Source organism: Pseudomonas sp. JL23, from assembly GCF_056933585.1.
Genome location: NZ_CM167795.1, coordinates 2217994 through 2234490 on the forward strand (window position 1 = coordinate 2217994; position 16497 = coordinate 2234490).

General features: G+C 59.9%; 14 protein-coding genes. 10 read left to right on the plus strand and 4 right to left on the minus strand.

Features of this window, described 5'->3' with window-relative positions:
• Positions 1-2 precede the first annotated feature (2 nt).
• A complete protein-coding gene (locus AC1Z24_RS10440; protein WP_483745574.1) occupies positions 3-809 on the plus strand; it encodes an MOSC domain-containing protein in 807 nt (268 codons plus the stop codon).
• A 115-nt stretch (positions 810-924) separates the two neighbouring features.
• On the opposite strand, the gene AC1Z24_RS10445 is transcribed toward AC1Z24_RS10440, so the two are convergent.
• Positions 925-2853 (minus strand): transglycosylase SLT domain-containing protein, encoded by a 1929-nt coding sequence (locus tag AC1Z24_RS10445; protein WP_483745575.1) that lies wholly within the window; start codon positions 2851-2853, stop codon positions 925-927.
• Between the two features lie 302 nt (positions 2854-3155).
• Between AC1Z24_RS10445 and AC1Z24_RS10450 the strand changes: the two genes are divergently transcribed.
• Positions 3156-5072 carry an ATP-binding cassette domain-containing protein gene (locus AC1Z24_RS10450; protein WP_483745576.1) on the plus strand — a complete coding sequence of 639 codons (1917 nt, stop codon included), beginning with the start codon at positions 3156-3158 and terminating at the stop codon, positions 5070-5072.
• A gap of 123 nt (positions 5073-5195) precedes the next feature.
• On the opposite strand, the gene AC1Z24_RS10455 is transcribed toward AC1Z24_RS10450, so the two are convergent.
• A complete protein-coding gene (locus AC1Z24_RS10455; protein ID WP_483745577.1) occupies positions 5196-5639 on the minus strand; it encodes a universal stress protein in 444 nt (147 codons plus the stop codon).
• 101 nt (positions 5640-5740) lie between these two features.
• Here AC1Z24_RS10455 and AC1Z24_RS10460 point away from each other — a divergent pair, with 101 nt between their 5' ends.
• The 7 genes from AC1Z24_RS10460 (at position 5741) to AC1Z24_RS10490 (ending at position 14215) form a co-directional block, all read left to right on the plus strand.
• The gene (locus AC1Z24_RS10460; protein ID WP_483745578.1) at positions 5741-6178 is read left to right on the plus strand and encodes a hypothetical protein; all 438 of its coding nucleotides are present in this window, start codon (positions 5741-5743) and stop codon (positions 6176-6178) included.
• A 694-nt stretch (positions 6179-6872) separates the two neighbouring features.
• Positions 6873-9020 (plus strand): fatty acid oxidation complex subunit alpha FadB, encoded by a 2148-nt coding sequence (fadB, locus tag AC1Z24_RS10465; protein WP_483745579.1) that lies wholly within the window; start codon positions 6873-6875, stop codon positions 9018-9020.
• Positions 9021-9041: 21 nt separating this feature from the next.
• Complete coding sequence (gene fadA, locus AC1Z24_RS10470; protein WP_259100644.1) at positions 9042-10217, plus strand: acetyl-CoA C-acyltransferase FadA; 1176 nt, start codon at positions 9042-9044, stop codon at positions 10215-10217.
• A gap of 100 nt (positions 10218-10317) precedes the next feature.
• A complete protein-coding gene (locus AC1Z24_RS10475; RefSeq protein ID WP_259100642.1) occupies positions 10318-10554 on the plus strand; it encodes a DUF1653 domain-containing protein in 237 nt (78 codons plus the stop codon).
• A 116-nt stretch (positions 10555-10670) separates the two neighbouring features.
• Positions 10671-13277 (plus strand): type I DNA topoisomerase, encoded by a 2607-nt coding sequence (gene topA / locus AC1Z24_RS10480; RefSeq protein ID WP_483745580.1) that lies wholly within the window; start codon positions 10671-10673, stop codon positions 13275-13277.
• 107 nt (positions 13278-13384) lie between these two features.
• Positions 13385-13906: a DUF6586 family protein gene (locus tag AC1Z24_RS10485; protein ID WP_483745581.1), complete on the plus strand. Its 522-nt coding sequence runs from the start codon at positions 13385-13387 to the stop codon at positions 13904-13906.
• 75 nt (positions 13907-13981) lie between these two features.
• A complete protein-coding gene (locus AC1Z24_RS10490; RefSeq protein WP_483745582.1) occupies positions 13982-14215 on the plus strand; it encodes a hypothetical protein in 234 nt (77 codons plus the stop codon).
• A gap of 147 nt (positions 14216-14362) precedes the next feature.
• On the opposite strand, the gene sulA is transcribed toward AC1Z24_RS10490, so the two are convergent.
• The gene (sulA, locus tag AC1Z24_RS10495; protein ID WP_483745583.1) at positions 14363-14836 is read right to left on the minus strand and encodes an SOS-induced cell division inhibitor SulA; all 474 of its coding nucleotides are present in this window, start codon (positions 14834-14836) and stop codon (positions 14363-14365) included.
• A 10-nt stretch (positions 14837-14846) separates the two neighbouring features.
• Positions 14847-15455 (minus strand): transcriptional repressor LexA, encoded by a 609-nt coding sequence (lexA, locus tag AC1Z24_RS10500; protein WP_259100632.1) that lies wholly within the window; start codon positions 15453-15455, stop codon positions 14847-14849.
• 250 nt (positions 15456-15705) lie between these two features.
• Between lexA and AC1Z24_RS10505 the strand changes: the two genes are divergently transcribed.
• Positions 15706-16422 (plus strand): TetR family transcriptional regulator, encoded by a 717-nt coding sequence (locus AC1Z24_RS10505; protein WP_483745584.1) that lies wholly within the window; start codon positions 15706-15708, stop codon positions 16420-16422.
• Positions 16423-16497 lie beyond the last annotated feature (75 nt).

The following is a 16497-nucleotide window of genomic DNA, read 5'->3' on the forward strand; positions in this document are numbered from 1 at the left end:
TCATGCATCTCAGTGCGCTCTACCGTTTCCCCCTCAAGTCATGCAAGCCCGAGCCGTTGCAGCAGGCAGCGTTCGACGGTCTCGGCCTGGCCGGGGATCGACGCTGGATGCTGGTGGATGAAGCCAGTGGGCGCTTCTTCACGCAACGCGCTCTGCCGCAGATGTCGCAGCTGTCGGTGTTATGGAATGCCGACGGTGGCGTGACCCTTTGCGCGCCGGGGCTTTCGCCGCTGGACGTGCCTCTCCCGCAAGATATTGAAGCAAACCTGCGCGGTGTGACCGTGTGGCGCGATACCTTGCGCGTGCCGGATGCCGGTGACGAGGCGGCCCGTTGGGCCAGTGAGTTTCTCGGCAAGCCGACGCGTATGGTTCATCTGCCTGACGAGCGCGCGCGCTGGCTGCCCAGCGGTTACGGCGCCATCGAGGACCGCGTGAGCTTTGCCGATGGCTTCCCGCTGCTGCTGATTGGCCAGGGCTCCCTGGATGATCTGTCGTCACGCATTGGCCGACCTCAGGAGATGTTGCGCTTTAGGCCCAATCTGGTGGTGGAGGGGGCCGAGCCTTTTGCTGAGGACAGCTGGAAACGCATTCGTATCGGCACCCTGGAGTTCCGCCTGCTCAAGGGTTGCTCGCGCTGCATCCTCACCACCATCGACCCGGCCACTGGCGAGCGCAACGCCGACCGTGAACCCCTGACTACCCTCAAGACCTATCGCGAACGCGAAGGCGAGATCTGGTTTGGGCAGAACATGGTCAATGACGGGCCGGGTGTGCTGGAAGTGGGGATGAAAGTGGTGGTGTTGGAATAGCGCGATTTGGATCGAAAAACACAAATCCTGTAGGAGCTGCCGAAGGCTGCGAATGGCTTGATGCCGTCATTCGCAGCCTTCGGCAGCTCCTACAAGGTCTCATCTCAATTGATTATCACAAGTCGTCAAAGAACCGCTCATGCCAATCCACCAGCGGTTGCGGTGAATTGAGCTTCTGCCCGTAGATCACCGAATACGACAGCACGTTCTGTACGTACTGGCGGGTTTCGTCGAACGGGATGCTCTCTACCCAGACGTCGAAGGCCAGGTGGTTGGCGCCCTTGAGCCACTGACGGACGCGGCCGGGTCCGGCGTTGTAGGCGGCAGAGGCCAGGACGCGGTTACCGTTGAACTGGCTGTGTACCTGGCTCAGATAGGCGGCACCGAGCTGGATGTTCTTGTCCGGGTCCAGCACCTGCTCGGAAGAGGCGAGGGGGATGCTGAACTTGCGCGCAGTTTCCTTGGCCGTGGCCGGCATCAGTTGCATCAGGCCGCTGGCGCCAACGCCGGAGCGAGCGTCGTCCATGAAGGCGCTTTCCTGGCGGGTAATGGCAAATACCCAGCTCGAGTGCAGGCCACGCACACCGGCCTCACGGACCAGGGTTTCGCGGTGGGCCATGGGGAAGCGGATATCCAGGTCATCCCAGTACTGCGCCTGGCTGATGGTCCGGATCGCAGGGAAGTACCATTTCAGGTCGTAGGCCAGTTTGGCCTGGGCGACCATTTCGTCGCGGTTGAACTGACGGCTGGCGTAATACCATTCACGACGGCCATCGACCACTTGGCCGCGATCATGAAACTCCAAGGCACGTCGAATGCCAGGGGTGTTGCGCACCTTGGTAATGGTGGCCTGGCTCAACAGCAGCGGCTTGTTCAACAGCTGATACGGGCTTTGCGTGCGGTCGGCGGCGAGGAAACCGTAGAAGTCGCGCTCCTTGGCCACACCCTTGTACAGGCTCGGGATCAACGGATTGTTCGGCTGGGCCAGTTCCAGGGCGCGGGCTTCCCAGTATTTCCAGCGATTGGTATCGGCCAGGTCCTTGGGCAGGCGGCGGGTCAGCTCGTAGGCATCCTCCCAGCGGCCCAGGCGCAACAGCAGGCGCAGGCGCCATTCGGTGACGGTGTTGTCGCGCAGGTCCGGATCATATTTGGTCATGATTTCCAGGGCTCGGTCGTCGTAACGGCGGGCCAGGGTCAGACCGATCTCCTTGGCAATGGCCACTTGCTCCTCGCGGGAGAAGTGCAGGCGTGCGGCATAGCCGTCGAGCATTTCCAGGGCTTTTTGCGGGTCCTGCCTGGCCAGGCGACGCAGGCCGAGGCCGACCACGTCGGACATGGCTTCATCCACCGGGGCGAATTGCGCCGGGTTGTTGAGCATGTCGGGCTTCTGCGCCACGGCGATCAGCAGGCGGCCTTGTGGCGCCAGGCTGTTGAGGCTGTTGACCAGCGCGTTGGCCAGGCTGTAGTTGCCTTCCTGGGCGGCCAGCTTGGCGCGCTGCCAGCGCTTCTGTTCGGTCAACTGGCCTTCGGCGGCCCACTGGCCGAACAGGCCGTCACAGGACGACGGCAGGGTCTTGCCGGTCATCCACAGCTTTTCAGCATTGGCATAGCCTTCGGCGCGCTGGTTGTGGCTCATCTGGTACTGGCCGTAGAGGCAGTCCAGTTCGGTGAAATTCATTTTAACGTCGTAATACTTGGCGAAGGTGTCCCAGTCGCTGCGGTCAGCCAGCCAGCGCAGCCACTTGAGCTTCATCCAGTTGGCCTGGGGCAGGTCGCCGTGATCGGCAAGGAATTTCTCGATTTCCTCGTTGCTGGCGGTCTTTAGGCGCGCCGTCAGCTCGTCATATTCCAGATAGGGCTGCAGCGGGTAATCGGCCAGGGCCGCGCTGTACATGCGCATCGGGCCGGTGTCGCCCTTGGCCAGAGCGCGCTTGGCTTCGTCGTAGTATTGGCGCTGTTGGTTGAGATCGGCTGCCTGGACGGTCTGGGCAGCGGTTGCCGAGAGAAGCAGGCAGGAAAAAAGACTGAGCAAACGACTGCGCATGAGACTTCCGAGCAGATGAATCGTGAAAAGTGGCGCTAGCTTAGCCTTTTGCAGGGCGGGGGCGAAAGCACCGTTGACCGGGCGCAGAGCGCCGGTCTTAGGAACGAGGCTTGCCCGCGAAGGCAATGGCACGTGCGGCACATCTTTTGCGATCGGAAAATCGCCTTTGCGGGCAAGCCTCGCTCCCACAGGATTTGGGTTGTCTGAGGAGCATGTCGTACCGAAATAAACCGCCGGTATAAAAGAAGGCTTTCGCGCACGATATCTCAGGTAGAATGCGCGCCCGGTTTTTGGAGAAGCTCATGACCCTGCTCAAATTCAGCGATGTGTCCCTTGCGTTCGGCGCTATGCCGTTGTTGGACAAGGTGTCCTGGCAGATCGCCCGTGGTGAGCGGGTGTGCATCATCGGTCGCAACGGCACTGGCAAATCCAGCATGCTGAAGCTGGTCAAGGGCGTACAGAAGCCCGATGACGGTGCCGTATGGCGCGCGCCGGGCCTGAAGATCGGCGAGTTGCCCCAGGAGCTGCCGGTGGCCGACGCGCGCACCGTGTTCGACGTGGTAGCCGAAGGCCTGGACGGTGTCGGGGCCTTGCTCGCTGAGTACCATCATCTGGCGCAAAACTGCGTCACCGAAGAAGACCTGGACAAGCTGATGCACGTACAGCAGGCGCTGGAGGCCCGTGACGGCTGGCGTTTGCAGCAACTGGTCGACAGCACCCTGAGCCGCCTGCAACTGCCGGCCGACAAGACCCTCGCCGAGCTTTCCGGCGGCTGGCGTCGCCGCGTGCTGCTGGCCCAGGCTCTGGTTTCCGAGCCGGATCTGCTGCTGCTTGATGAGCCGACCAACCACCTGGATATCGGTGCTATCGCCTGGCTGGAAGAAGCGCTGAAGGATTTCCAGGGCGCTGTGCTGTTCATCACGCACGACCGTTCCTTCCTGCAGAACCTGGCGACACGCATCCTCGAACTGGATCGCGGCGGCCTGATCGACTGGAACGGCGACTACGCCAGCTTCCTGGTACACAAGGAAGCGGCCCTGGCGGCCGAAGAAACCGCCAACGCACTGTTCGACAAGCGCCTGGCCCAGGAAGAAGTGTGGATCCGCCAGGGCATCAAGGCGCGCCGTACCCGTAACGAAGGCCGCGTGCGTGCCTTGAAGGCGCTGCGCGTCGAGCGCAGTGACCGCCGTGAGCGCACCGGCAAGGCCAATATCCAGCTGGATACCGCCGACAAGTCCGGCAAGCAGGTCATGTCCCTGGAAAATGTCAGCTTTGCCCATCCGGGCGGGCCGATGCTGATCAAGGACTTCTCCATGGTCCTGCAGCGCGAAGACCGCATCGGCCTGCTGGGTGCCAACGGTACCGGCAAGACCACGCTGCTCAAGCTGATGCTGGACAACCTGCAACCGACCAGCGGCAAGGTCGAAGTGGGGACGCGTCTGGAAGTGGCTTACTTCGACCAGTTGCGTCACCAGCTCGACCTGGAAAAGACCGTGATCGACAACGTCGCCGAAGGTCGCGACTTCATCGATATCGATGGCCAGAGCCGCCACGTACTGAGCTATCTGGGCGACTTCCTGTTCAGCCCGCAGCGTGCCCGTACGCCGGTCAAGGCGCTGTCCGGTGGTGAACGTGCCCGTCTGCTGCTGGCCAAGCTGTTCAGCAAGCCGGCCAACCTGCTGGTCCTCGACGAACCGACCAACGACCTCGACGTGGAAACCCTGGAGCTGCTCGAAGAAGTGCTGTCGGCGTTCAAGGGCACCGTACTGATGGTCAGCCACGACCGGGCATTCCTCGACAACGTGGTCACCAGCACCCTGGTCTTCGAAGGCGAGGGCAAGGTTCGTGAATACGTCGGCGGTTATCAGGATTGGCTACGCCAAGGCGGCTCGCCGCGTCTGCTGGGTGTGACCGACACCAAGTCGGGCAAGGCCGAGCTGGCCAGCGCCGTGGTCGAGGCGGCGCCGGTGCCTGCTCAGGAGATTCCGGTAGCGTCGGCCAAGAAGAAACTCAGCTATAAGCTGCAGCGCGAGCTGGAGGCATTGCCGGGGCAGATCGACGAGGTTGAGAAGCAGATTGCTGCCCTGACCGTCGAGATGGCCGCGCCGGGTTTCTACCAGAAGCCCGCCGAGCAGACCGCGGCGACTCTGGCGCAACTGGAAAACCGCCAGGGTGAGCTGGATGCCTTGCTGGAACGCTGGGCTGAGCTGGACGAGTAAGCGATAAAAAAGCCCGATCGATGATCGGGCTTTTTCTTGGTTGTTGCGGTGATCCATGCGGGACCGGCTTTAGCCGGGAAATCGCCTTCCCGGCTAAAGCCGGTCCCACATCACGCAGTGCGGTCAGTTGGTCGGTTTGATCAGCCGCACCGCCAGCACATCACAAGGCGCGCCATGCAGCACGTCATTGGCGGTGGAGCCCAGCAGCAGAGACAGGCCGTGTCGGCCATGGCTGCCGACGACGATCAGGTCGCAGTGGTGTTCCTTGGCCAACTCGTGGATTTCCTGGCGCGGCTGGCCATAGGTCAGGTGGCTGTCGCCCGCCTTGACGTCCGGGTACTTGAGCTTGATCGCCTCAAGCTTTTCCTTGGCCTGGTCGAACTGCTGTTGCTGCAGTTGTGACAGATCCATTGGCACATCGCCACCAAAGGCCATGGCCATGGGTTCGACGATATGCACCAGGGATAGCTTGGCGTTATAGGCCAGAGCAAGCTCCTTGCCGCGCTTGATGACGGGGTCGCACTCTTCGGTCAGATCAACGGCGACCAGGATATGTGTGTAGGGCATGAGGAGTTCCTCCGGGGAATTGCGTTGATATGAGTATGGCTCTTTCATGCATAAACTGGCAGGCCATTGTTTTCGTTGTTTTAAGGCAAGGACATAGACATATGACGGTCTGGATAGTGCTGTCAATCATTGGCGTCATGTTGAGCCCGCTGATCTGGCTGCGGCCGTCGCGGCGACAGAATGGCAGGATGGCGCTGCGCCTGGAAGCCCGGCGTATGGGCATGGGCATGCAACTGGCGCCCCAGGAGTGGCCGCACTGGCTGCCGGTGGCGCCGCCGAGCCCTTGTCCGCAGTTGCATCTGCCGCGACGCAATAAGGGCAATAAGCCCTGGGCCTATTGGCAGACCGAGCCTGGGACCTGGGTCAATCGCTGGCGTGAACCCTGTGAGAATGAGGCGCTGCTGGCGCAATTCAGCACATTGCCGGCCGACGTGTACAAGGTCGAACTGGATGAGCAGATGATTGCGCTGTACTGGGCGGAGCGGGGGGAGTCGGAAGTATTGCAGCGTATTGCTGCCGTGCTGAAAGTCCTGGCCTGAGGCCGCCCTATAGAAAATATGCAAAACCGACCGAATCACCGCAACTCTGCGGGAGCGAATTCATTCGCGAAAGCGGTATGACGTACGATAAAAATCTATCGGATGAATCGGCCTCTTCGCGAATGAATTCGCTCCCGCAGGATGTGCCCACCAAATCCCGGGCATTAAAAAGCCCGATAACAACATCGGGCTGGGGTTGGCCAGGCAGGCCGATAATTCTGTAGGCGTTCCGGGAGGGCAGGCGATGCAAGGTTGCCGTGAATCCCTCGCTGAAGCAGTGCGCTGAATGTAGACCTTCTGCTCCGTTTTGTCGCGTATTGCCGAATAAATTTTCATTTATGTTCCTCGGCGGTGCAAAAAGTCGTGCGGACTTTGCCCTACACTTTTCGTTGTGGTCAGGCTTTGAGGCCCGTCCACGGGAGTCGAAGCGGCTCTATTACCCTGGGTGATACTGCTGCATATGCCCGGATTTATGGCCGTTCTGTCGAATTGACAATTCGTCTGTTTTGGCTGAAGGTGTGCGTACCCAAATCAAACGGGCGTATGAATTGAGCGTTTGGCTGTCAGACGGCTCTTACAGAACCCGGTACCACGTCAGCGGGTGTGCATGGTGATTTGGCGGTGACGTCTTAGTCTCGCCGGACGCTAGCGTTCGACGTGCATTGTTCAGCTTCCATATCGTGGAGATCAGTTGATGATTTACGAAGGTAAAGCCATCACGGTTAAGGCTCTTGAAAGTGGCATCGTCGAATTGAATTTCGACCTCAAGGGTGAGTCCGTCAACAAGTTCAACCGCCTCACCCTCAACGACCTGCGCCAGGCCATCGAAGCCATCAAGGCTGACGCGTCGGTCAAGGGTGTGATCGTTACCAGCGGCAAGGACGTATTTATCGTCGGCGCCGACATCACCGAGTTCGTCGACAACTTCAAGTTGCCGGATGCCGAGCTTGTTGCTGGCAACCTGGAAGCCAACAAGATTTTCAGCGACTTCGAAGACCTTGCGGTCCCGACCCTCGTCGCGATCAACGGTATCGCCCTGGGTGGCGGTCTGGAAATGTGCCTGGCGGCGGATTTCCGCGTCATGTCCAGCACGGCCAAGATCGGCCTGCCTGAAGTCAAACTGGGTATCTACCCTGGCTTCGGCGGCACCGTGCGCCTGCCGCGCCTGATCGGTGCCGACAATGCCATCGAATGGATTGCCTCCGGCAAGGAAAATCGCGCCGAAGACGCCCTCAAGACCGGCGCCGTAGACGCTGTCGTCGCTCCCGAGAAGCTGCGTGAAGCGGCCCTGGACCTGATCCAGCGCGCCATTTCCGGCGAGTTCGATTTCAAGGCCAAGCGCCAGCCGAAACTGGACAAGCTCAAGCTCAACGCCATCGAACAGATGATGGCCTTCGAAACCGCCAAGGGCTTCGTGGCCGGCCAGGCTGGCCCGAACTATCCGGCCCCGGTCGAAGCGATCAAGACCATCCAGAAAGCTGCCAACTTCGGTCGCGAAAAAGCGCTGGAAGTCGAAGCCGCCGGTTTCGTCAAAATGGCCAAGACTTCGGCTGCCAAGAGTCTGATCGGCCTGTTCCTGAACGATCAGGAGCTGAAAAAGAAAGCCAAGGTGTACGACGCCATCGCCAAACCTGTGAACCAGGCTGCCGTGCTCGGCGCCGGAATCATGGGCGGCGGTATCGCCTATCAGTCGGCTGTCAAAGGCACGCCAATTCTGATGAAGGATATCCGCGAAGACGCCATTCAACTGGGTCTGAACGAAGCTTCCAAACTGCTGGGCAGCCGCGTCGAGAAAGGCCGTCTGACCCCTGCGAAGATGGCTGAAGCGCTCAACGCGATTCGTCCTACGCTGTCCTACGGCGATTTTGGCAATGTCGACTTGGTGGTTGAAGCCGTGGTCGAGAACCCCAAAGTCAAGCAGGCAGTACTGGCTGAAGTTGAAGCCCAGGTCGGTGAAAACACCATCCTCGCTTCCAACACCTCGACCATTTCCATCAGCCTGTTGGCCAAGGCCCTCAAGCGTCCGGAAAACTTCGTCGGCATGCACTTCTTCAACCCGGTACACATGATGCCCCTGGTGGAAGTCATCCGTGGCGAGAAGTCCAGCGAAGAAGCTGTTGCCACCACCGTGGCCTACGCCAAGAAAATGGGCAAGAACCCGATCGTGGTCAATGACTGCCCGGGCTTCCTGGTCAACCGCGTGCTGTTTCCGTACTTCGGCGGTTTCGCCAAGCTGGTCAGCGCTGGCGTGGACTTCGTGCGCATCGACAAGGTCATGGAGAAATTCGGCTGGCCCATGGGCCCGGCGTACCTGATGGACGTGGTCGGCATCGACACCGGCCACCACGGTCGCGACGTCATGGCTGAAGGCTTCCCTGACCGCATGAAGGACGACCGTCGCTCGGCCGTGGACGTGCTCTACGAAGCCAAGCGCCTGGGCCAGAAGAACGGCAAGGGCTTCTATGCCTACGAAACCGACAAGAAGGGCAAGCCGAAGAAAGTGGCCGACGCCGCCGTACTCGAAGTGCTCAAGCCGATCATCTACGAGCAGCGTGAAGTCACTGACGAGGACATCATCAACTGGCTGATGATCCCGCTGTGCCTGGAAGTCGTGCGCTGCCTGGAAGACGGCATCGTCGAAACCGCCGCTGAAGCCGACATGGGCTTGATCTACGGCATCGGTTTCCCTCCATTCCGTGGCGGTGCACTGCGCTACATCGACTCCATCGGCGTCGCTGAGTTCGTTGCCCTGGCTGACCAATACGCTGATTTGGGTGCGTTGTACCACCCCACCGCGAAGCTGCGTGAGATGGCCAAGAATGGCCAGAGCTTCTTCGGTTAAGCGTCCTTGAGGAGTAATTTTATGAGTTTGAATCCAAGAGACGTCGTGATTGTCGACTTCGGTCGCACTCCGATGGGCCGCTCCAAAGGTGGCATGCACCGCAACACCCGTGCCGAGGACATGTCCGCGCACCTGATCAGCAAGCTGCTGGAGCGCAACAACAAGATCGATCCGGCCGAAGTCGAAGACGTGATCTGGGGCTGCGTCAACCAGACCCTGGAGCAGGGCTGGAACATTGCTCGCATGGCTTCGCTGCTGACCCAGATCCCGCATACCTCGGCAGCCCAGACCGTCAGCCGTCTGTGCGGCTCGTCCATGAGCGCGCTGCACACTGCCGCGCAGGCGATCATGACCGGTAACGGCGATGTGTTTGTCATCGGCGGTGTCGAGCACATGGGCCACGTCGGCATGATGCACGGTGTCGATCCGAACCCGCATATGTCCCTGTACGCGGCCAAGGCCTCGGGCATGATGGGCCTGACGGCCGAGATGCTCGGCAAGATGCACGGCATCACCCGTGAGCAGCAGGACGCCTTTGGCGTGCGTTCGCACCAGTTGGCCCACAAGGCCACGGTCGAAGGCAAGTTCAAGGACGAGATCATCCCGATGCAGGGTTATGACGAGAACGGTTTCCTCAAGGTCTTCGACTACGACGAAACCATTCGCCCGGAAACTACCCTGGAAAGCCTCGCGGCGTTGAAGCCGGCCTTCAACCCGAAAGGCGGTACAGTGACGGCCGGTACTTCCTCGCAGATCACTGACGGCGCTTCGTGCATGATCGTCATGTCGGCACAGCGTGCCCAGGACCTGGGGATCCAGCCGATGGCGGTGATCCGTTCCATGGCCGTGGCGGGTGTGGACCCGGCGATTATGGGTTATGGCCCGGTCCCTGCTACGCAGAAAGCCTTGAAGCGTGCCGGCCTTGGCATCGCCGATATCGACTTCTTCGAGCTCAACGAAGCTTTCGCTGCACAGGCCTTGCCAGTACTGAAAGATTTGAAAGTGCTCGACAAGATGAACGAGAAGGTTAACCTGCACGGCGGTGCCATTGCCCTGGGTCACCCGTTCGGTTGCTCCGGCGCCCGTATTTCGGGCACCTTGCTCAATGTCATGAAGCAGAATGGTGGCAACCTCGGTGTTGCGACCATGTGCATCGGTCTGGGCCAGGGTATTTCCACGGTCTTCGAGCGGGTCTGATTCGTTCGGGTGACACAAGCCGGGGCCAGGTGCCCCGGCTTTTGTATTTTTGTAAAAAAATAAATTGAAGCTTTTTTTCGTGTCTTGTGAGGGCCGCAATATGAAGTTACAGCCAGGTCTCTACCGCCATTACAAAGGCCCCGAGTACCGCGTTTTCAGTGTCGCCCGACATTCCGAGACCGAGGAAGAAGTGGTTTTCTATCAAGCCCTGTATGGTGATTACGGCTTGTGGGTACGGCCGTTGAACATGTTTCTGGAGTCAGTCGAGGTTGACGGCGAACAAGTGCCGCGCTTTGCTTTGGTCCAGGCCGAACCCAGTCTGTTTTCCAAGGGTTGAGGCGAGTTCGCACAACAGCCTGTGCTTGACCTCACCTTGTAGCCACTATATATAGCGGGGCCTCGACATCTGGCTCCAACTGTCATTCATATCTAGATTCAGGAATTTTCTGATCCATGGGCAAATCGCTGGTCATTGTGGAATCCCCGGCTAAGGCCAAGACCATCAACAAGTATTTGGGCAACCAGTACGTGGTGAAGTCGAGTATCGGCCATATCCGAGACCTGCCCACCAGCGGTTCGGCCAGTGCCGCCAAAGAGCCTGCTGCCAAGCGTGGCAAGGCCGCTGTGGGTGAAGGTCCGGTACTGACGCCTAAAGAGAAGGCTACCAAGCAGCTGGTCTCGCGCATGGGCGTCGATCCTGAGCACGGCTGGAAAGCCAAATACGAGATCCTTCCCGGCAAGGAGAAGGTGATCGAAGAGCTGCGCCGTCTCGCCAAGGATGCCGACACCATCTATCTCGCAACGGACTTGGACCGCGAGGGGGAAGCCATTGCCTGGCACCTGCGCGAAGCCATCGGTGGCGATGACAGCCGCTACAAGCGTGTGGTGTTCAACGAAATCACCAAGAAGGCTATCCAGGAAGCGTTCTCGCAGCCCGGCGAGCTGGATATCGATCGGGTCAACGCCCAGCAAGCGCGGCGTTTCCTCGACCGTGTGGTCGGCTACATGGTCTCGCCGCTGCTCTGGGCGAAAATTGCCCGTGGCCTGTCCGCCGGTCGTGTGCAATCGGTGGCGGTGAAACTGGTCGTGGAGCGTGAGCGCGAGATCCGTGCGTTCAACCCCGAAGAATATTGGGAAGTCCACGCCGATCTGGGCACCGCCAAGGGCGCCAACGTGCGCTTCGAAGTGGCCCGCGAGAACGGCGAAGCCTTCAAGCCGCTGAACGAAGCCCAGGCCATGGCAGCGCTGGAGAAGCTCAAAGCCTCCGCCTACAACATCGCCAAGCGTGAAGACAAACCGACCAGCAGCAAGCCGTCGGCACCCTTCATCACCTCGACGCTGCAGCAGGCCGCGAGCAACCGCCTGGGCTACGGCGTGAAGAAGACCATGATGATGGCTCAGCGCTTGTATGAAGCGGGCTACATCACTTACATGCGTACCGACTCCACCAACCTCTCGGCCGATGCCGTGAGTATGGCTCGTGACTACATCGAGAACGAATTCGGCAAGAAGTACCTGCCGGAGTCGCCGAACGTCTACAGCAGCAAAGAGGGTGCCCAGGAAGCGCACGAAGCGATTCGTCCGTCCGACGTTAACACCCACCCGAGCAAGCTGACGGGCATGGAGCGTGACGCCGAGCGCCTGTACGAGTTGATCTGGCGCCAGTTCGTGGCCTGCCAGATGCCGCCTGCACAATACCTGTCGACCACCGTCAGCGTCATGGCCGCAACCTTCGAGCTGCGCGCCAAGGGCCGTATCCTCAAGTTCGACGGTTACACCAAGGTGTTGCCGCAGATAACCAAGCCGGGCGACGACGATGTTCTGCCCGACATGGCTCAGGGCGACAACCTCAAGCTGATCAAGCTCGATCCGACTCAGCACTTCACCAAGCCGCCTGCGCGTTACTCCGAGGCAAGCCTGGTCAAGGAAATGGAAAAACGCGGTATCGGCCGCCCATCGACCTACGCGGCGATCATTTCGACCATCCAGGACCGTGGCTACGTGGCGTTGCACAACCGCCGCTTCTACTCGGAAAAGATGGGCGATATCGTCACCGAGCGTCTGTCCGAGAGCTTCTCCAACCTGATGGACTATGGCTTTACCGCCGGTATGGAAGAGAACCTCGATGACGTGGCCCAGGGCGAGCGTGACTGGAAGAGCGTGCTCGACGAGTTCTACGGCGACTTCAAGAAGAAACTCGAAGTAGCTGAAGCACCGGACAGCGGCATGCGCGCCAACCAGCCGGTCATGACCGACATTCCATGCAAGGTCTGCGGTCGTCCGATGCAGATTCGTACTGCGTCCACCGGCGTATTCCTCGGTTGCTCGGGCTACAGCCTGCCGCCGAAAGAACGCTGCAAGGCCACGGTCAACCTTACCCCCGGCGACGAGATTGCCGAGGATGACGAGGGTGAGTCCGAATCCCGCGTACTGCGCGGCAAGCATCGTTGCCCGATCTGCAGCACGGCGATGGACGCTTACCTGCTGGACGAGAAACACAAGCTGCACATCTGCGGTAACAATCCGGATTGCTCCGGCTATGAGATCGAAGAGGGCACCTACCGTATCAAGGGTTACGAAGGCCCGAGCGTTGAGTGCGACAAGTGTGGCGGCGAAATGCAGCTCAAGACCGGCCGTTTCGGCAAGTTCTTCGGCTGCACCAACTGCAAGAACACCCGCAAGCTGCTGAAAAGCGGTGAAGCAGCACCGCCGAAGATGGACCCGGTGAAAATGCCGGAACTCAAGTGCGAGAAGGTCGACGACACTTATATCCTGCGTGACGGTGCTTCGGGTCTGTTCCTGGCTGCCAGCCAGTTCCCGAAAAACCGCGAGACCCGTGCACCGCTGGTCATGGAGATTGTGCCGCACAAGTCGGAGATCGATCCTAAGTACCACTTCCTCTGCGATGCACCGCAGAAGGATCCTGACGGTCGTGCAGCGGTAATCCGCTACAGCCGCAAGAGCAAGGAGCAATATGTGCAGACCGAAGTGGAGGGTAAACCGACTGGTTGGCGCGCCTTCTTCGACGGCAAGGCCTGGCAGGTTGAAGACAAGCGTTGATCGCTGACCGGTTAAATGGCTGAATGGACCCTCGGTGTACCCGTTACACCGAGGGTTTTTTTATTTCAGGGGTGTGCTCGTCCCCCAACTTTAATGAGGCTGCCGCCATGGCCCACGAACTCTATACCCGCACCAACCAGAAGATTTACTTTGCCGGCCTCTCCCTGGAGGCCCTGGGCAAGGCGCAGGAGGGGCGGGCGATCAATTCTCAGGCGTTGTTGCAGGCCGAGCGCGAATCGGCCCTGTTCCACCTGTATGGCGCCTTGCTGGGCTTGTGCCATGAGATTGCCGGCTTCTATCGCCTGCCCCAGGCCAATTCCCCGCGTGCGGAAGACCTGCTGACGCCGGAAGTCCTCAAGACTGTGCAGATTCCGGAAATGGCCGAGCTGATCGAACTGGCCGGGCAGTCCGAGACCTGGCTGGCACGCCTGCTGAGCGCTTATCGCGCGCTGTACCTGCCGCCGAGCGCCCCGAAAAAACCGAAAGGCGATGTCACCCAGCCATTGATCGTTGCGGTCAATCTGGACGACGAACCGGAGATGGAACTGACCCGCGAAGAGCTGGAAAGCTGGCGCCAACAGCTCAAGGGCCTGGCAATCCGCTTCCGTGAAGGCTTGAGTGAATGCTGAGGCCGGACGACTACCGGGGTACGGTCAGGGGCAGTGAGCTGCTACAATGCGCGCCTTTCGCGGAGAATTGTCCTGATGCCCACCTCTTTTCTTGAAATTGTCGAATTGCCTGACGGCCGTATCGAGCTGCGTCGCGCCGAAGATGAGGGGTCCCTGGTGACCCTTAACTTCTCCGAAGACGCCAAAGTGTTCCTGCACGGCCAGCATGTTGAAGTCGCCAAGGCGATGTTGAGCATGGGCGTGCAGATGGCTGGGCGTCTGGCAGAAGGCGATATCGAGAAGGACGGCGGGCCGCGGGTTTTGCACTAAACCCAGCGTTATCTCGCAGGAGATCCAGGCAGAGATCTGATGTGCGGGACCGGCTTTAGCCGGGAAGGCGCAGGCAGCAATGACACATTTCTTGTGCCAGATATATCGTCTTCCCGGCTAAAGCCGGTCCCGCCGGTTCGCGCAAACTCAGCCCAGCCGAATATTCAGGCTCTGTGCATCGCCGATTCGCGCGGCGGTGATCAGTTGCTGGCGCGAGGTTGAGTTGAGCGGGTTGATCCAGCTGACCACGGTGTGGCTGCGGCCCAGGCGCAGTGCTTCACGGGTCAGTTCCAGGGCGCTTTGAGTGCCTCGGGGTTGCAGCAGCAGGATGCGTTCACGATTCAGACCGGCGTCCCGCAGCCAGGTCTGGGTCAGGCTCGCCGGCGGCGCAATCAGCGTCAGCCAGCGCGAACCCTGGTCCTGGCTCAGTTCGCGCAGGACCGGAGCCATCAGGCTCAGGCAGCTCCCCGCCGCGCCGCGCAATGACAGCTCACTGAACACTTCCGGCTCGTTGGGCCAGCTTGTCTCGACCACGTCTTGCAGGTCCGGGGCGATAATGGGCTGGGCCATGAATACCTCGAACAGTGGCAGTTGGGCATGCGGTGCTTGGAGGAACTGCATAAACGTCTCCTTAACGGCGAATGACGCCGACACTCAAACCTTCGATCACCAGCTCCTGCTCCTTGAGGTTGACCTCAATCGGCGCGAAGTCGGGGTTCTCGGCAATCAGCCAGACCTTGCTGCCTTCGCGCTTGAAGCGCTTGACCGTCACCTCGTCACCGATGCGGGCGACAACGATCTGGCCGTTGCGCGCCTCGCGGGTGGTGTGTACGGCGATCAGGTCGCCGTCGAAGATACCGACGTCCTTCATGCTCATGCCGTGCACCCGTAACAGGTAATCGGCACTGGGATGGAAAAACGCAGGGTTGATGTTGCAGGATTCTTCGATGTGCTGTTGAGCGAGGATCGGCGCACCGGCGGCGACACGGCCGATGATCGGCAGGCCGGCTTCCTCGGCCTTGGCTTCGAAGCCGGGGATACGAATGCCACGGGAAGCACCCGGGGTCATTTCGATGGCGCCTTTACGCGCCAGCGCCTTTAGGTGTTCTTCCGCCGCATTGGGGGACTTGAAGCCCAGCTCCTGAGCGATCTCCGCGCGAGTAGGCGGGTAGCCGTTGTCCTCGAGGCAGCGTTTGATGAAGCCCAGAATCTCGGCTTGGCGTGGCGTCAGTTTGATCATGTCGGGCGCTCTGTCTTTTTATACAGTGACTGGGATTATATACAGTGAACGCGCCTTGGCAATCGTCGTTTTCAATCCGTTGGTCGGCGCAGAGTTATAAAGCCTCGTTCAAGGGTGCATGCGGCAGTCTGCAGTGCCCGTCTTGTATGATTAAATACGTGACTGCGCGGCCGGATAATGAACAGCCGGGCTTGACAATCCACCCGTATGATACGTATGTTTCAAACAAGTGTTTGTCAGGCAGAGACCCATGGCCCAGTCGGAAACCGTTGAACGCATCCTCGATGCAGCTGAGCAGCTGTTCGCAGAAAAAGGCTTTGCCGAAACCTCATTACGGCTGATTACCAGCAAGGCCTCGGTCAATCTGGCGGCGGTGAACTATCACTTCGGTTCCAAGAAAGCGCTGATTCAGGCGGTATTCTCGCGCTTCCTCGGCCCGTTTTGCGTCAGCCTCGATCGCGAGCTCGAGCGCCATCAGGCCAAGCCTGAACACAAGCCGACCCTGGAAGAACTGCTGGAAATGCTCGTGGAGCAGGCTCTGGCCGTCCAGCCGCGCAGCAATAACGACCTGTCGATCTTCATGCGCCTGCTGGGCCTGGCCTTCAGTCAGAGTCAGGGTCACCTGCGGCGTTATCTGGAAGACATGTACGGCAAGGTGTTCCGCCGCTACATGACACTGGTCAACGAAGCCGCACCGCGTATCCCTCCCATCGAATTGTTCTGGCGCGTGCACTTCATGCTCGGTGCTGCGGCGTTCAGCATGTCCGGGATCAAGGCATTGCGCGCCATCGCCGAGACTGACTTCGGTGTCAATACCTCCATCGAGCAGGTCATGCGCCTGATGGTTCCGTTCCTCGCTGCGGGCATGCGTGCCGAAACCGGCGTGACCGATGCCGCGATGATCTCTGCGCAACTGCGCCCGCGCAGCAAAAGTGCTTCCAGTACGCCGAGCGTCGCTAAGGCCTGAGATTGCACCTGACTCAATGATCAAGCACCATGCCCGGATTGTTTTGGTAGGGTGAGTTACAGATATGAGTTCTGG

Coding starts and splice junctions, on each gene's coding strand:
- AC1Z24_RS10440 (WP_483745574.1), top strand. CDS start 3: ATGCATCTCAGTGCGCTCTACCGTTTCCCCCTCAAGTCATGCAAGCCC.
- AC1Z24_RS10445 (WP_483745575.1), bottom strand. CDS start 2,853: ATGCGCAGTCGTTTGCTCAGTCTTTTTTCCTGCCTGCTTCTCTCGGCA.
- AC1Z24_RS10450 (WP_483745576.1), top strand. CDS start 3,156: ATGACCCTGCTCAAATTCAGCGATGTGTCCCTTGCGTTCGGCGCTATG.
- AC1Z24_RS10455 (WP_483745577.1), bottom strand. CDS start 5,639: ATGCCCTACACACATATCCTGGTCGCCGTTGATCTGACCGAAGAGTGC.
- AC1Z24_RS10460 (WP_483745578.1), top strand. CDS start 5,741: ATGACGGTCTGGATAGTGCTGTCAATCATTGGCGTCATGTTGAGCCCG.
- fadB (WP_483745579.1), top strand. CDS start 6,873: ATGATTTACGAAGGTAAAGCCATCACGGTTAAGGCTCTTGAAAGTGGC.
- fadA (WP_259100644.1), top strand. CDS start 9,042: ATGAGTTTGAATCCAAGAGACGTCGTGATTGTCGACTTCGGTCGCACT.
- AC1Z24_RS10475 (WP_259100642.1), top strand. CDS start 10,318: ATGAAGTTACAGCCAGGTCTCTACCGCCATTACAAAGGCCCCGAGTAC.
- topA (WP_483745580.1), top strand. CDS start 10,671: ATGGGCAAATCGCTGGTCATTGTGGAATCCCCGGCTAAGGCCAAGACC.
- AC1Z24_RS10485 (WP_483745581.1), top strand. CDS start 13,385: ATGGCCCACGAACTCTATACCCGCACCAACCAGAAGATTTACTTTGCC.
- AC1Z24_RS10490 (WP_483745582.1), top strand. CDS start 13,982: ATGCCCACCTCTTTTCTTGAAATTGTCGAATTGCCTGACGGCCGTATC.
- sulA (WP_483745583.1), bottom strand. CDS start 14,836: ATGCAGTTCCTCCAAGCACCGCATGCCCAACTGCCACTGTTCGAGGTA.
- lexA (WP_259100632.1), bottom strand. CDS start 15,455: ATGATCAAACTGACGCCACGCCAAGCCGAGATTCTGGGCTTCATCAAA.
- AC1Z24_RS10505 (WP_483745584.1), top strand. CDS start 15,706: ATGGCCCAGTCGGAAACCGTTGAACGCATCCTCGATGCAGCTGAGCAG.